The organism is Delftia sp. DLF01 (assembly GCF_014852125.1).
GTDB classification, from domain to species: Bacteria; Pseudomonadota; Gammaproteobacteria; order Burkholderiales; family Burkholderiaceae_C; genus Comamonas; species Comamonas acidovorans.
Map to the genome: position 1 here is coordinate 1,203,714 of NZ_JACVAZ010000001.1, position 12,874 is coordinate 1,216,587.

Consider the following 12,874-nt stretch of genomic DNA (forward strand, 5'->3'; position numbering starts at 1 on the left):
GGGCCCGGGCAAGCGCATGTATGACGTGCTCATCGTCAAGGCAGCCTGCCAACTCGTGCAAGACAAGCGAGGCCTGTGCCTGGCGCCGGCTCCCCAAGGTGAGGTATCGCCCATCCACATGGCGGACCAGCCCCGTGAGTTCAGCCGCGATGCATACGCATCCTTGCAAAAAACGGGCGACGTGCTGCTGCACAAGATCGCCACCGACTTCCTGATCAGCGGAGCGGCACGACCCGCATCAGCTGGGGCCAGTAGCTGGGCAGCAGAAGTCACCATCAAGAGCCATGGCGCAACCCGCAAGCAAACCATGTTTCTGCATGGCGAGCGGCATTGGCAGTGGAGCCTGCTCAAGGGCTGGCATCTTAGTGCTCCCAAGCCTTGCGAACACGTGGAGCTGCGCTATGAGTTGGCCTACGGTGGCAGCTACCAGCAGGGAGATGGCTGGATCAGGCATGACCTCAACCCCGTAGGCCGAGGCCACCTTCCAGTGCACCGCATGGACAAGGAGGTGCACTATCCCGCCGCCCGGATAGAGCTCGCTGCCAATCCCCTGTCCGCTGTAGACAAATCCATTGCCATACCCGCATTGGGACCTATCGCCCGTACCTGGGGCAGCCGCAAACGTCATGCGGGAACCTACGACGCGCAGTGGAAAGAGGACCTGCGGCGCAACCAGACTGCGGACTACCCCGCCGACTTCAACCCCCGCTTCCTGCAGGCTGCGCATCCCGACTGGATCTTCGAGCCCTATTGGACAGGCCATGAATCCATCCAGGTGCTGGGCCTGACCGCAGACAAGCCGCTGCACTGCGATCTGCCCGGTTGGCGCATCGCCGCCAGCGGACAAGGTTCGCAAGGCACCTTCGCGCCGCAGCCCATGAATCTGGACACCGTCGAGCTGGATTTGGATGCGAGGCGCCTTTACATGACATGGCGCCTGACCATGAACCAGGCCATGCAGACGCAGCAGGTGCGGATTGACCTGGCCGTTCAGGACACCGTCACGGCCAAAACGGCCCCGCGCAAATGAAAGGGCATCCATGGCTGACAAACATATAGCCAATCGCGAGTCCCAATGGGTTGCCATCAACAGCGAGCCCGACTGGTGCGAGGTAGGAGATGACGTCATCCCCTTTGACATCAGCCGCACGCTCGACCACGAACTTGCCCTCTACGCCAAGACAGTCTTTGCCAGGGGGGAGCCGGTATTGATGCTGGACAGCATCGTTCAAGGCGTTGAGGGTGATGCTGGCAGCGGTGTGAGCTCCAGTGTTTCCGAAGGCGCGGGACATGTCTGGGTGAAGGAAGGCAGCCCCACTGTGTTTGCAGAAGGGCGTCCCGTCTCGCGGCATCTGGACCGGGTGTTCATGAACTGCAAGCGGTGAGGGCTTGGCATGGCTGATGAAACCGGTAAAAGTGATGTACTGAATCCCTATGGACTCAACCCTAACTCGGGCAAGCCCATGCCCTGGGCCAGAGAGTCCCTGGCGGTCAGCCTTTTGCCCAATGTGACCCAAGCCAGGCTGTACACCTGCTGGGCGCCTGGGCATGAGCCTGACTGGGCCAAACCCAGGCAGCCCGAGATGAGGGCGTGGGACCCTGCGGAGGATGAGCGGCGACGCGCAGCGGCCAACAATTTGGGCATCCTGTTTTTAGGGCCTGTGTTTGGTGCACCTGCTGCGCTGGCCAGGATGGCTGGTGCGCCCGAGCCTGTTGTGGAGAGCATGGGGCAGGTGGGGTTGGATTTGGCGGGCGTTGCTGGCGTGCCTGGAGTCAGAGGCGGTGGGCGGATATATGCAAATAATTCTAGATTGGAGGCTCCTGCCTTAATAATAAAGACCCACCTAGGAAGAAATGGGGTTAGTGTACAAAGAAAAGGTCTTTCGCCTTCTCAGGAGAAATCGATAAGGTCTTACAGAAAACGCATACAAGAGCATGAAAAAAAGATCAAAGATTTTAAAGAAAGCCCAACAATTAGGCCTGGTATGGAAAATCAGCCCGCTGAAGTCATAGCGGCCCAGCATCAAAGAAGAATAATGCATCTTGAGAGAGAAATTAAAGCGTTTGAATCAAATATACAGAAAATTATCAATCAGAGTAACTGAAAATGAATTTCACAATTGAATCAATAAAAGAGTTTGAGGCGGTCAATCTGAAAGCGAAAGGTGTGAAAACTGGTTGCTTTGTGGTGACGGGAAATAGATTGCAACCTAAATTTAGAAATTCTATAAATGCCATCCTAAGCGTCAATTGCGAATTTTTTGCAACTTGGGGCGGATGCGCTGACGAAGCTGAAGAGATTATTGATGACGTGATTCTAGATGCGAGTAATCTTGATATCCCGACCATTTCTATGGATGAAAGCATAGAGGATGCTGTTGAATTTTTTGCACATAGTGCATTTCCCAATGAAAAGGATTTGAGATTTATCGTTCTGTTTTGCAACGATGTGCATGATGAATTTGCATCAAAAGTAATTTCTTTATTTAAGAAAGAGTTGGTTGCTTGATTTTTTAAATTTCTATTATTTTTAATAAACTAAAATAAATGTGACCAGTTAAAAATATATAGGACATAAAATCGTCTGAGGATGTGTAGAAGTATTGGATGCGATCAGAATTTAGAGAATATAGGTGTTGAAAATTGATTCAAAAAGATTCTATTTTTATAGAGTAAAGGGTTGGAGGATACATATTTAAATACTGAAAATTATCATGCCAGATGCAATAAAAACAACCACGTCTTCATGAATCAGGGAGGTGACAACGGTTTTTCTGTTAATTCCGAAAAATTTTCTTGGAAAGCTGTCAAAATAAAACAGAAAAGCAGTATTGGAGAGGTATTGCGCTCATGTCAAAGAGCTTTTCTTTTTAATATAAACAGCAATGTTAAAAGCATATCAATTAAAAAAGCTGATGACATTATTTTTATAAGAGCATTTTTCTATATAACACCTTCTAAAGATGACTGCGAAATGATAACCAATGCGGGGGGTGAGGTATACGGGGATTTTGATGATATGAAAGACTGGGTGGTTGAATGTTTTCCCTCGTCAGATTTCGATGATCATCTGGATAATCTAATATACGCACGGGCAGATTAGAGTGGGTGTGTCAGTAATTTATATATCTAATGGAAATTTGCGGAGTGGGAAGGGTTTTGTGAAAATCACAAGGATTAATAAGTGACTCAGAAAAACCCTTGGCCAAGCGGAGAGTCAAAACCTTTGATTCTTTTGTCTGACACCCCATCCGATCTTTCTAACAAGCACACCCTTATCTTTATCAAAGATGCCGATGATTTGGATGTGTGCTACTACTGCTACAAATCTGACAAAGATGTGGGAGTGGTTCTTTTTCATTATTAAGAGAACTCTCCATCAAAAGGCACAGTGATTTATGTTGATAAAGATGCTGATACGATCTTCGCAATAAATAAACTCATTGAAAACTATGCGCTTTATAAATCTAGAGTGAAATGGTTTCAGTCAGATATATAGAATATTCATGAGCATGATTTGTAAATGCGGAGATAATTCTTTGAGGTATGACTTTCATTTTTGTAATGAAGGATTTAGTAATTTTTAAGATTTTTTGCTAATGGATGAACTCGTGATCTTCGGCTGAATATTGATTGAATAAAACATTGTTTTCCCCAGGTTGCGCCGAACTTGTAATGCAAATGTAAAAGATATTCTTATGAATAGCCAAATCCATCAATTGCCAATATTTCTCATCGAGCAGCTTGGTACCCAGAGTCGCCTGGAATGGCTACTCCTCCTGTCTGATTTGGAAAATGTTCCTTCAGATGTTATTTTTCAACACCTGAGCGAAAGTATTTATCATTTCAGTTCTGCAGAAAATGGATTGACACTTGCCGTGCAATGTCTAAATCCAACGGCTGCTGAAGAGAGTTTGAAATGGGGGCTGCAGAGTTTTACTTTGGATGCATATTCCTGGCAGGGCCCTTGGTTTCAAAACACCAAGCCTAGAGACATTGAACCAGAGAGCTTGATGCAGTTGTTGAGTCCTTCTCCCGACGAAGTGATGCATATGCACCCCATGCTGTGCTTCCCCATCGAAGGAAAGGGAGGGCAGACATGGGGTGTAGTGGCCACCTTCGATCAACAAAACAGGCTGAGTACTTTCAGCCTGGTGCATTCTGGAGACTGGCGGGAAGCGGCGCCTATTCCGCAACCTGAGCAAGCCAGTGCAGTGCCTGTTGAAACGCCTACACGCAGATCATTGACTTGCCGCTCTGGAGCAAGAACACCCGAATCAGGTATCTGGGAAGGGCGGCTACCGGCTGGCCATCCCCAGGCTCAAATGCTGGCAGAAGCACCGCACAGGTTCATATTTAAACGTGCTGGTGATGAAATGGGTATCTTGGGTCTTGCCCCGTTTGATGAGGCAACTGTGGTTTGGACTTGGCTGAGAGACTAGTAACACTGATAACAGCGCAGTCAGGACCCACTGCACAGCCGTTACGACCTCGATCCCCTGTTGCACCGGCACGTCGCCACTATTGCGGCTGGGACGGCGACCGCCTCATCCACACCGAAAGACTGCAGCACGGGAGCGACACGCGCCACATAGAACACACCATCTACGAGCCGAGCAGCTTCACAACCCTGGTGCGCCTGCCAGCGGCGACCCGCAAAGCGAGCCCCACCAGTGGTGCAGGCCATCGCCGCAGGCCTGCCCGACCAGACGACCCCAGCCACACCGAGGGACTGGCCCTCATGCGAAGCATGCTCAGCGCCATGCCGCGCGACATGCAGCAAGACGCCGCCCGCCACCTGCGCCACACCCTGGAGCACGGCCTGCCGCCCATTGCCCAGGCCATGCTGGGCGAACAGGCAGACAGCACTACACGCCTACTCAGCGGCATGCAGGCAAAGCTGCAGGAACAGGAAAAAGAACAGCACGCCCGCATCGCCATCCACCACTACCACTGCGACCACCTGGGCACGTCCATGGCCCTGACGGACCAGACCGGCCAGGTGGCCAGGGCCGCAAAGCTGGACCCCTGGGGCAATGTGCTGCAGGAATATAACCCGCAAGGCATCCACCAGGCGATCCGGCTGCCGGGGCAGCACCATGGCAGGGAAACGGGGCTGTATTACAACCGGCATCGGTATTACGATCCGGTGCTGGGGCCTATATCAATCAGGATCCGATCGGGTTGATGGGTGGGGTAAATTTCTTCACCTAACCCTCAAATCCATTGCTTGGTATTGATCCAACAGGTCTCTCTGGAACAATCCCCAAAAATTTTGTAAAGGACAAACCAATTAACCCTGTTCCAATCCCAGAAAAACGGCCTTATCCATTAGATAAGGTATACGATCAAATAAATCCTAATGACAAGGTATGGAAGAAGTTTAGTCCATTCGATTGCACAATTGAATGCCTGGAGTGGGAGTCGGATAATGAAGGAGGGACATGTCGTCCCTTTGATGAAAAACCCGGAAAGACTATCACGAGAAGCCACGATAGTATTCCTTCCACTCCTAAATCAATGCCTTTGCCAGTTGGCGAAAAATGCAATAAATCCCGACTGAAGAGCGACCCCACCGGGCCAGGCACCGCTCCTACAGCAAATACGGACGATATATTGGAAATGATGCAAAAAATCAGGACTAGAACAAGAGGCACTCGACGATGAAATATTTATTTTATGTATTTGCTATTTGTTTGAGTTTTTCTTCATCGTACGCCAAAGATATTGAAAATCGAGAGCCAGAATGTTTGGTTGGCGTAGATTCAAAGAAATTTGTAGCCAGTTTTCAAATCATTGATAAAGATCAAAAAATATGGATTATTAATGATGGAAGTAATGAAAAAAATGAAATCAACTATTCTTGGATGGTTGAACCTGGGTTAATAAAGAATGGTAATTTTCTTCCTGTAAAATATGCATTTGGTGTCGGAAATAGAAATGAGTATGAATCAAAGGGGAGGCAAGAAAATTCGCTATCGGTTTTGTTGGAAGAAATAAAAAATAGTGGAACGATTTATATAAATAGCCCTGATAAAAAGAGTAGGCAGAAAATATCGAGAAATTTGGAAAATATTCAAATTCATATGATTTTAAACAAAGATGAGATAATTCTCTATTCCAGGGATATTGAAGGGAAAAACGCTATTTTCTCAAGTAAGCCTACACATGCAAGGATGACCATGAGAACTCCATATAAATCGCAATCTTACATCTGCTTAGTAGAAATTGATTATCAATAGAATTCTTGCTAGGAGATCATTGATTAGTTTGTTGCAGATTATTTATATCTCTGAATTCGGTGTATTTATTGCTATTGACGCAAGTAAGGTATTCATTTTAATAATTGACTATGCTTTGGGGCTAGGCTGAGTATTTATTTGGGGAACCTCTGCACAAAGCACGATGTCTACTTTGTAGACATAGGTGGTTCCTTAGGAGCAGGGGCACCATTAAACAGTATTAGGATATCAGTTCGACTAGGAACAAATGAATTAATAACGGCATATCCTGACTGAATTATGAAAATATTCGAAACCATTGAATGTCCAAGCTGCAGGCAAGATAAATTAATTATCTCGAAAAATACAGATACGGGAAAACTTTATTTGTATTGTAGCGAATGCTTTGCTGCGTGGAATTCAATTGAAGAAGTTTCCGAAAAAAATCGCATGTTTATTGATCTGGATGGAAATTCAGAAGATCCTAGTTACGAAGAAATATTGGCTAATGGATGGGATCTATTTGTATCTAGAATAGTTGAGGTTTAATTTTCTAAAAATAACAATTAAGGTGAATATGTTTATTTCTGATTTAAAATCCAATTGCTATTGACCATGACGTGGTTTGTGGTTGTCGGTTAAATAGTATTTAATAAATATTATTGCTTTCTATTTTCTCTAGTTAATAATCCAATGAAAACGGCAATCTCATGAATGGTAAGATAAATGGGCGCTGCAGAGTTTTACTTTGGATGAAAGTTCCTGACAGGGCCCTTGGTTTCAAAACACCAAGCCTAGAGATATTGAACCAGAGAGCTTGATGCAGTTGTTGAGTCCTTCTCCCGACGAAGTGATGCATATGCACCCCATGCTGTGCTTCCCCATCGAAGGAAAGGGGGGCAGACATGGGGTGTAGTGGCCACCTGCGACCAAAAAAACAGGCTGAGTACTTTCAGCCTGGTGCATTCTGGAGACTGGCGGGAAGCGGCGCCTATTCCGCAACTTGAGCAAGCCAGTGCAGTGCCTGTTGAAACGCCTACACGAAGATCATTGACTTGCCGCTCTGGAGCAAGAACACCCGAATCAGGTATCTGGGAAGGGCGGCTACCGGCTGGCCATCCACAGGCTCCAATGCTGGCAGAGGCACCGCACAGGTTTGTGTTCAAGCGTGCTGGTGATGCAATGGCTGACTTGGGTCTTGCCCCGTTTGATGAAGCAACGGTGGTTTGGACTTGGCTACTAGCCTAGTTCTACTCACCATCGACATGGAACAGGACAGGACGATATTGAGATGCCTCGCTTGAAATATCCTGAAATGAGGATGGAATTGCTCGGATATTTGAGGAAACTCAAGGATTTGAAGTATCAAATGAAAGCCTGGGTGAATCAGGACTTTCCTGCAGACATTCAATACGACCATCTTGATTTGGCCATACATTTCATTTTTGACGATACGGATCTTGGCAGTGATGCTCGTATGGCGATCGGTGAGATTCTTCTCGATGAGCAGGAGGCAGCGCTGATGGGGCAGTTGGTGGATGCCATCAATGCCATCTTTGAGGCGTACGGCACGGACATGCCGGACGGCTTCTACATGCAAGTTGGCGAATGGACGAGGGTGGTGGCCTGTGCCGAAAGGGCGTTCGATTGTCTGGAGGGGCGCCACGCCGCTGGCTGCCCCGAGCCGCTGGATTGACACGGGCATGTCTGCCAGCCGACTAGCCGGGGCAAGGCCATGGCTGATCGTGATGTCCAGTCGGTGGTGAAGAGGACCGTAGCGTTGCCAGGTTCGTGGAACAACAAGATGTTTTCCACTGGTAGCCCGCCCCCAAACCTGCCAGACAATCCATAAAAACCGAGGCACCGTTCCATGACAACTTCAACCCCCCTTGCCGAACCCGAATTGAGAGCCTTCGCCGCAGCGGCGGCCGAGCAGCAGCGATGCACGGACTGCGCTGTGCTGTGGAGGCCGGGCTGGGAGTCCTTGTCGGGGGCGGACAAGACTTCGCATCTGCAGCAGGTTGGTGCGCTTGGCACGCCGGAGACACGGGAATTGCTCGATGAATATCACCCAGAGGGCACGAACCAGTGGTCGCCGGATGCTCCCATCGCCCTGGGCTGGCACCCGTACAACCGCTGCACGCTCTGGCGCTGCCACCATTGCAATGCCGCCTTTCTGCGCTACACGGAGTACGGCGGCTATTACCAGGACGATCGCATTCGCCCGCTGCTGGCGCATCTGATCGTCACGCCCGAGCAGGGCCGCGTCTGAGCGGCGCTACTCGGCCGGCTCAGGTCCAGTCGAACGTGAACAGCACCGTGCGGCTTTCCGGCTCGTAGAACAGCAGGATGCTGTCCGCGCCCGTGGCGCACCAGTTGTAGCCGGCCACGTTGGCCACGTGGAAGAAGGGCTTGCCGTCGCGGGTGATGCGGATGCCGTCGTCTTCCAGTTCATCGCCCATGCCGGCGTTTTCCGCTTCGTCCAGCTGGAAGGCCGGGGGAATGGGCGGGTGGCTGGTCCAGTTGCCGTACCAGATGCCGCCGCCCAGGCTGTCCAGGTAGTCGTGCTCCATGGGCTCGCCCGTGCCGTAGCGCGAGTAGCTGGCCAGGCGGCCGTGCTCGGCGTAGTAGGCACTGGCCTTGGCGTGGCTGGCCAGCATTTCGTCGGTGTGCTCGCAGGGGAAGGCATCCTTGGTGAACTGGCCGCCATGCTGCGGCGCGCGCTGGAAGAAGCCTTCGTTGCCCAGGAAGCGGTAGCGGTTGTCGGGCGTCAGCTCCAGCGCAAACCAGTTGGGGGCGGTGAAGGCGTTGTGGTGGGCTTCGGTCTCATCGCCGATGCAGCCCTCGAAGGGCTCGACGGGGCACAGCATGTGGACCACGGTGCCGGCCAGTTCGGGCCGCACCAGGCCCAGGTCGATGGAGATCAGCGGCAGCAGGTGCTCGGCCAGCCAGGGCTGGTCGGCCACGAAGATGTCGGCGGCATCGGGAAAGGGGCTGAGGCCCGGCTTCAGTTCGCGGACTTCGGTTTGCTGGGTCAAGAGGAACTCCTGGGTGAGGGGATGGTGGTGCCGGGGGTGATCTCGAAGATGTCCTGGTCCGATGCGGCCGCGCTCTCGTGGTAGATGTCGTAGAGGTACTGCGCCAGTTCGGCGTGGGTGACATCGCAGGGAATGGCCAGCAGGGCGGGAGCACGCTTGCCGTCGGCGCCGACGTTGAAGCAGCGCCACTGGGCCTGCGCGCGTTCGATGGCGATGATGCGGCCGAAGACATTGAACCGGTATTTTTCCAAGGGAGATCCTCCTGGCGATCCGGCATCGTAGCGGCTGTCGAGGGGCTCATGCGTGTTCTCCCTAGGTTCGTGCCGGCGTTTCGTCTATATATTTCAAACCTAAACTATTCAGGCTTAAAGTTCTTGGGCCTGGATTCTGAACCTGGGGCGTCCTGTGCCGTCGCCCTGCGAGAAAAGGGTTTGCGGTATGAAGATCGTCTGTATCGGTGGAGGTCCCGCCGGCCTGTACTTCGGCCTGCTGATGAAGCTGCAGGACCCCGCCAACGAGGTCACGGTGGTGGAGCGCAACCGGCCCTACGACACCTTTGGCTGGGGCGTGGTGTTCTCGGACGCCACCATGGACAACCTGCGCGAGGCCGATCCCGTGTCGGCCCGCACGATTGGTGACGCCTTCAACCACTGGGACGATATCGACATCCACTTCAAGGGCCGCAGCCTGCGCAGCAGCGGCCATGGCTTCATCGGCATAGGCCGCAAGAAGCTGCTCAACATCCTGCAGGCGCGCTGCGAGGACGTGGGCGTGAAGCTGGTGTTCGAGAACTTCGTGCAGGACGACCAGGCGATTGCGCGCGAGTACGACGCCGACCTGGTCATCGCCTCGGACGGCATCAACAGCCAGGTGCGCACGCGCTATGCCGATACCTTTCGGCCCGATATCGACCAGCGCCGCTGCCGCTTCGTGTGGCTGGGAACGACCAAGGTGTTCGATGCCTTCACCTTCGCCTTCGTGCAGACCGAGCACGGCTGGTTCCAGGCCCATGCCTACCGCTATGAAGACGGCATGTCCACCTTCATCGTGGAGACGCCCGAGGAAACCTGGCAGGCCGCCGGCATAGAGCAGATGAGCCAGGAGGAGGGCATTGCCTATTGCGAGAAGCTGTTCGCCCCCTGGCTGGACGGCCATGCCCTGGTCAGCAATGCCACGCACCTGCGCGGCTCGGCCATCTGGATCCGCTTTCCGCGCGTGATCTGCAATACCTGGGTGCACTGGAACGCGCTGGACACGCCGCGCGGCCCGCGCAGCGTGCCCGTGGTGCTGATGGGCGATGCGGCGCACACGGCGCATTTCTCGATTGGCTCGGGCACCAAGCTGGCGCTGGAGGATGCGATCGAGCTGGCGCGCAGCCTGCGGTCTGCGGCGGGCATCGAGGCCGGCCTGCGCCACTACGAGGAGGTGCGCAGCGTGGAGGTGCTCAAGATCCAGAACGCGGCGCGCAATTCCACGGAATGGTTCGAGAACGTGGAGCGCTATGCGGGACTGGAGCCGGAGCAGTTCGCCTATTCGCTGCTGACGCGCTCGCAGCGCATCTCGCACGAGAACCTGCGCCTGCGCGATGCCGCCTGGCTGCAGGGCTTCGAGCGCTGGATTGCCGAGCATGCGGGCGAGACCGTGCCCGAAGGCCGCCGCCCGCCCATGCCCATGCTCACGCCCTACCAGGCGCGCGGCCTGCGGCTGAAGAACCGCATCGTGGTCTCGCCCATGGCCATGTATTCCTGCACAGACGGCGTGCCCGGCGACTTCCACCTGGTGCACCTGGGCGCGCGCGCCATGGGCGGCGCGGGCCTGGTGATGGTGGAGATGACCTGCACCTCGCCCGACGCGCGCATCACGCCCGGCTGCCCCGGCCTGTGGAACGACGAGCAGGCGCAGGCCTTTGGGCGCATTGTCGATTTCGTGCACGCGCAGGGCGGGGCGCACATTGGCGTGCAGCTGGGGCATGCGGGGCGCAAGGGATCAACCCAGCTGGGCTGGCAGCAGATCGACCATCCGCTGGAGCAGGGCAACTGGCCGCTGCTGTCGGCATCGGCCCTGCCCTATATCGAGGGCCTCTCGCAAGTGCCCGCCGCCATGACCCGCGCCGACATGGACCGCGTGCGCGAGGACTTCGTGGCCGCCACGCGGCGCGCCGCGGCAGCGGGCTTTGACTGGCTGGAGCTGCACTGCGCCCACGGCTATCTGCTGTCCAGCTTCATCTCGCCGCTGACCAACCGGCGCGATGACGAATATGGCAGCAGCCTGGACAACCGCCTGCGCTTTCCGCTGGAGGTGTTCGAGGCGGTGCGCGCAGCCTGGCCGCAGGACAAGCCCATGTCGGTGCGCATCTCGGCCCATGACTGGGTGGAGGGCGGCATTACGCCCGACGATGCGGTGGAGATCGCACGCCGCTTCAAGGCGGCGGGCGCCGACATGATCGATTGCTCCTCGGGCCAGGTCAGCCCCGACCAGAAGCCGGTGTACGGCCGCATGTACCAGACGCCGTTTGCCGACCGTGTCCGCAACGAGGCCGGCATACCGACCATTGCCGTGGGCGCCATCTTCGAGGCCGACCATGCCAACGCCATCATCGCCTCGGGCCGCGCCGACCTGTGCGCGCTGGCGCGTCCGCACCTGGCCGATGCGGCCTGGACGCTGCGCGAGGCTGCGCGCCTCGGTGCGCAGGATGTGGATTGGCCGAACCAGTACCAGCCCGGCAAGCGCCAGTTGGAAACCAACTTCGAACGCGCCGCCGCCATGGCGCAGTTGGACCTCAAATGACTCCAAGTTCACAACCCCTGGAAGGGCGCCATTCCCTGGTGACGGGCGGGGCGCGCGGCATAGGCCTGGCCTGCGCGCGGGCGCTGCTGGCGCGCGGCGCGCGGGTCACGCTGCTGGGACGCGATGGTGCGGCGCTGGAGGCTGCCGTGCGCGAGCTGGGCGGCACGGCCCAGACAGCACAGATGGTGCAGTCCGTGCAGGCGGATATTGCCGACGAGGCCTCGGTGCGCCAGGCCTTCGCGCAGGCCGAGGCGGCCTTCGGTCCCGTGCAGGTGCTGGTCAACAACGCGGGCCAGGCCAGCAGCCAGAAGTTCGAGCGCACCGATGCCGCACTGTGGCAGGCGATGCTGGCCGTCAACCTCACGGGCACCTTCCACTGCATGCAGGCCGCGCTGCCGGGCATGCTGGCTGCGCGCTGGGGCCGCATCATCAATGTGGCCAGCACGGCAGGGCTGATCGGCTATGCCTATGTCAGCGCCTATTGCGCGGCCAAGCATGGCGTGATCGGCCTCACGCGCTCGCTGGCGCTGGAGACCGCAGGCAAGGGCGTGACGGTGAATGCCGTCTGCCCCGGCTATACCGAGACCGACATCGTGCGCGGCGCCGTGGCCAACATCGTGGACAAGACCGGCATGACGGCGGATGAGGCCCGCGCCAGGCTGGCCGAACGCAACCCGCAGGGCCGCCTGGTCCAGCCCGAGGAAGTGGCCGAGACCGTGGCCTGGCTGGCCCTGCCGGCGTCCGCCTCGGTCAACGGCCAGTCCATTGCCGTCGATGGCGGCGAGGTGATGACCGGCTGAACCCGGTCCGCTTCCCCCGTTTTCTGAA

Annotated in this window: 14 protein-coding genes and 1 pseudogene; 13 read left to right on the forward strand and 2 right to left on the reverse strand. The window is 55.0% G+C overall.

The genetic code is table 11. The features are described from left to right. Positions 1-16: 16 nt before the first annotated feature. The 11 genes and pseudogenes from IB269_RS05180 to IB269_RS05235 all read left to right on the forward strand — a co-directional run bounded on the left by IB269_RS05180 (position 17) and on the right by IB269_RS05235 (position 8,493). Positions 17-1,030: a DUF2169 domain-containing protein gene (locus IB269_RS05180; protein WP_192366552.1), complete on the forward strand. Its 1,014-nt coding sequence runs from the start codon at positions 17-19 to the stop codon at positions 1,028-1,030. A 10-nt stretch (positions 1,031-1,040) separates the two neighbouring features. Further along, the gene (locus IB269_RS05185; RefSeq protein WP_192366553.1) at positions 1,041-1,385 is read left to right on the forward strand and encodes a PAAR-like domain-containing protein; all 345 of its coding nucleotides are present in this window, start codon (positions 1,041-1,043) and stop codon (positions 1,383-1,385) included. Between the two features lie 9 nt (positions 1,386-1,394). Beyond that, positions 1,395-2,105: a hypothetical protein gene (locus tag IB269_RS05190; RefSeq protein WP_192366554.1), complete on the forward strand. Its 711-nt coding sequence runs from the start codon at positions 1,395-1,397 to the stop codon at positions 2,103-2,105. Between the two features lie 2 nt (positions 2,106-2,107). Further along, on the forward strand, positions 2,108-2,509 hold the full coding sequence (locus IB269_RS05195; protein WP_192366555.1) for a hypothetical protein: 402 nt from the start codon (positions 2,108-2,110) through the stop codon (positions 2,507-2,509). A 237-nt stretch (positions 2,510-2,746) separates the two neighbouring features. Continuing rightward, the gene (locus IB269_RS05200; RefSeq protein ID WP_192366556.1) at positions 2,747-3,103 is read left to right on the forward strand and encodes a hypothetical protein; all 357 of its coding nucleotides are present in this window, start codon (positions 2,747-2,749) and stop codon (positions 3,101-3,103) included. A 595-nt stretch (positions 3,104-3,698) separates the two neighbouring features. After that, positions 3,699-4,442 (forward strand): hypothetical protein, encoded by a 744-nt coding sequence (locus tag IB269_RS05205; protein WP_192366557.1) that lies wholly within the window; start codon positions 3,699-3,701, stop codon positions 4,440-4,442. Between the two features lie 65 nt (positions 4,443-4,507). Beyond that, positions 4,508-5,211 (forward strand): annotated as a pseudogene (locus IB269_RS05210) (RHS repeat-associated core domain-containing protein); the annotation flags it as partial. 452 nt (positions 5,212-5,663) lie between these two features. Then, entirely contained in the window at positions 5,664-6,242 is a 579-nt protein-coding gene (locus IB269_RS05220; RefSeq protein ID WP_192366559.1) for a hypothetical protein, read from the forward strand. A 279-nt stretch (positions 6,243-6,521) separates the two neighbouring features. Next, on the forward strand, positions 6,522-6,770 hold the full coding sequence (locus IB269_RS05225) for a hypothetical protein (protein ID WP_192366560.1): 249 nt from the start codon (positions 6,522-6,524) through the stop codon (positions 6,768-6,770). A 742-nt stretch (positions 6,771-7,512) separates the two neighbouring features. After that, positions 7,513-7,917, forward strand: a complete 405-nt coding sequence (locus tag IB269_RS05230) for an SCO4402 family protein (protein WP_192366561.1) — start codon at positions 7,513-7,515, stop codon at positions 7,915-7,917. A gap of 174 nt (positions 7,918-8,091) precedes the next feature. Continuing rightward, positions 8,092-8,493, forward strand: a complete 402-nt coding sequence (locus tag IB269_RS05235; RefSeq protein ID WP_192366562.1) for a hypothetical protein — start codon at positions 8,092-8,094, stop codon at positions 8,491-8,493. Positions 8,494-8,512: 19 nt separating this feature from the next. On the opposite strand, the gene IB269_RS05240 is transcribed toward IB269_RS05235, so the two are convergent. Together IB269_RS05240 and IB269_RS05245 are read right to left on the reverse strand one after the other, a co-directional pair. Continuing rightward, positions 8,513-9,259: an enolase gene (locus tag IB269_RS05240; RefSeq protein WP_192366563.1), complete on the reverse strand. Its 747-nt coding sequence runs from the start codon at positions 9,257-9,259 to the stop codon at positions 8,513-8,515. Further along, entirely contained in the window at positions 9,256-9,510 is a 255-nt protein-coding gene (locus tag IB269_RS05245) for a hypothetical protein (protein WP_017407498.1), read from the reverse strand. Before IB269_RS05245 ends, IB269_RS05240 begins: the two co-directional genes overlap by 4 nt. Before the next feature lie 187 nt (positions 9,511-9,697). Here IB269_RS05245 and IB269_RS05250 point away from each other — a divergent pair, with 187 nt between their 5' ends. Together IB269_RS05250 and IB269_RS05255 are read left to right on the forward strand one after the other, a co-directional pair. Beyond that, on the forward strand, positions 9,698-12,046 hold the full coding sequence (locus IB269_RS05250) for a bifunctional salicylyl-CoA 5-hydroxylase/oxidoreductase (protein ID WP_192366564.1): 2,349 nt from the start codon (positions 9,698-9,700) through the stop codon (positions 12,044-12,046). After that, a complete protein-coding gene (locus IB269_RS05255; RefSeq protein WP_192366565.1) occupies positions 12,043-12,846 on the forward strand; it encodes an SDR family NAD(P)-dependent oxidoreductase in 804 nt (267 codons plus the stop codon). The genes IB269_RS05250 and IB269_RS05255 overlap by 4 nt, the downstream gene beginning before the upstream one ends. The last annotated feature ends 28 nt before the right edge of the window (positions 12,847-12,874 follow it).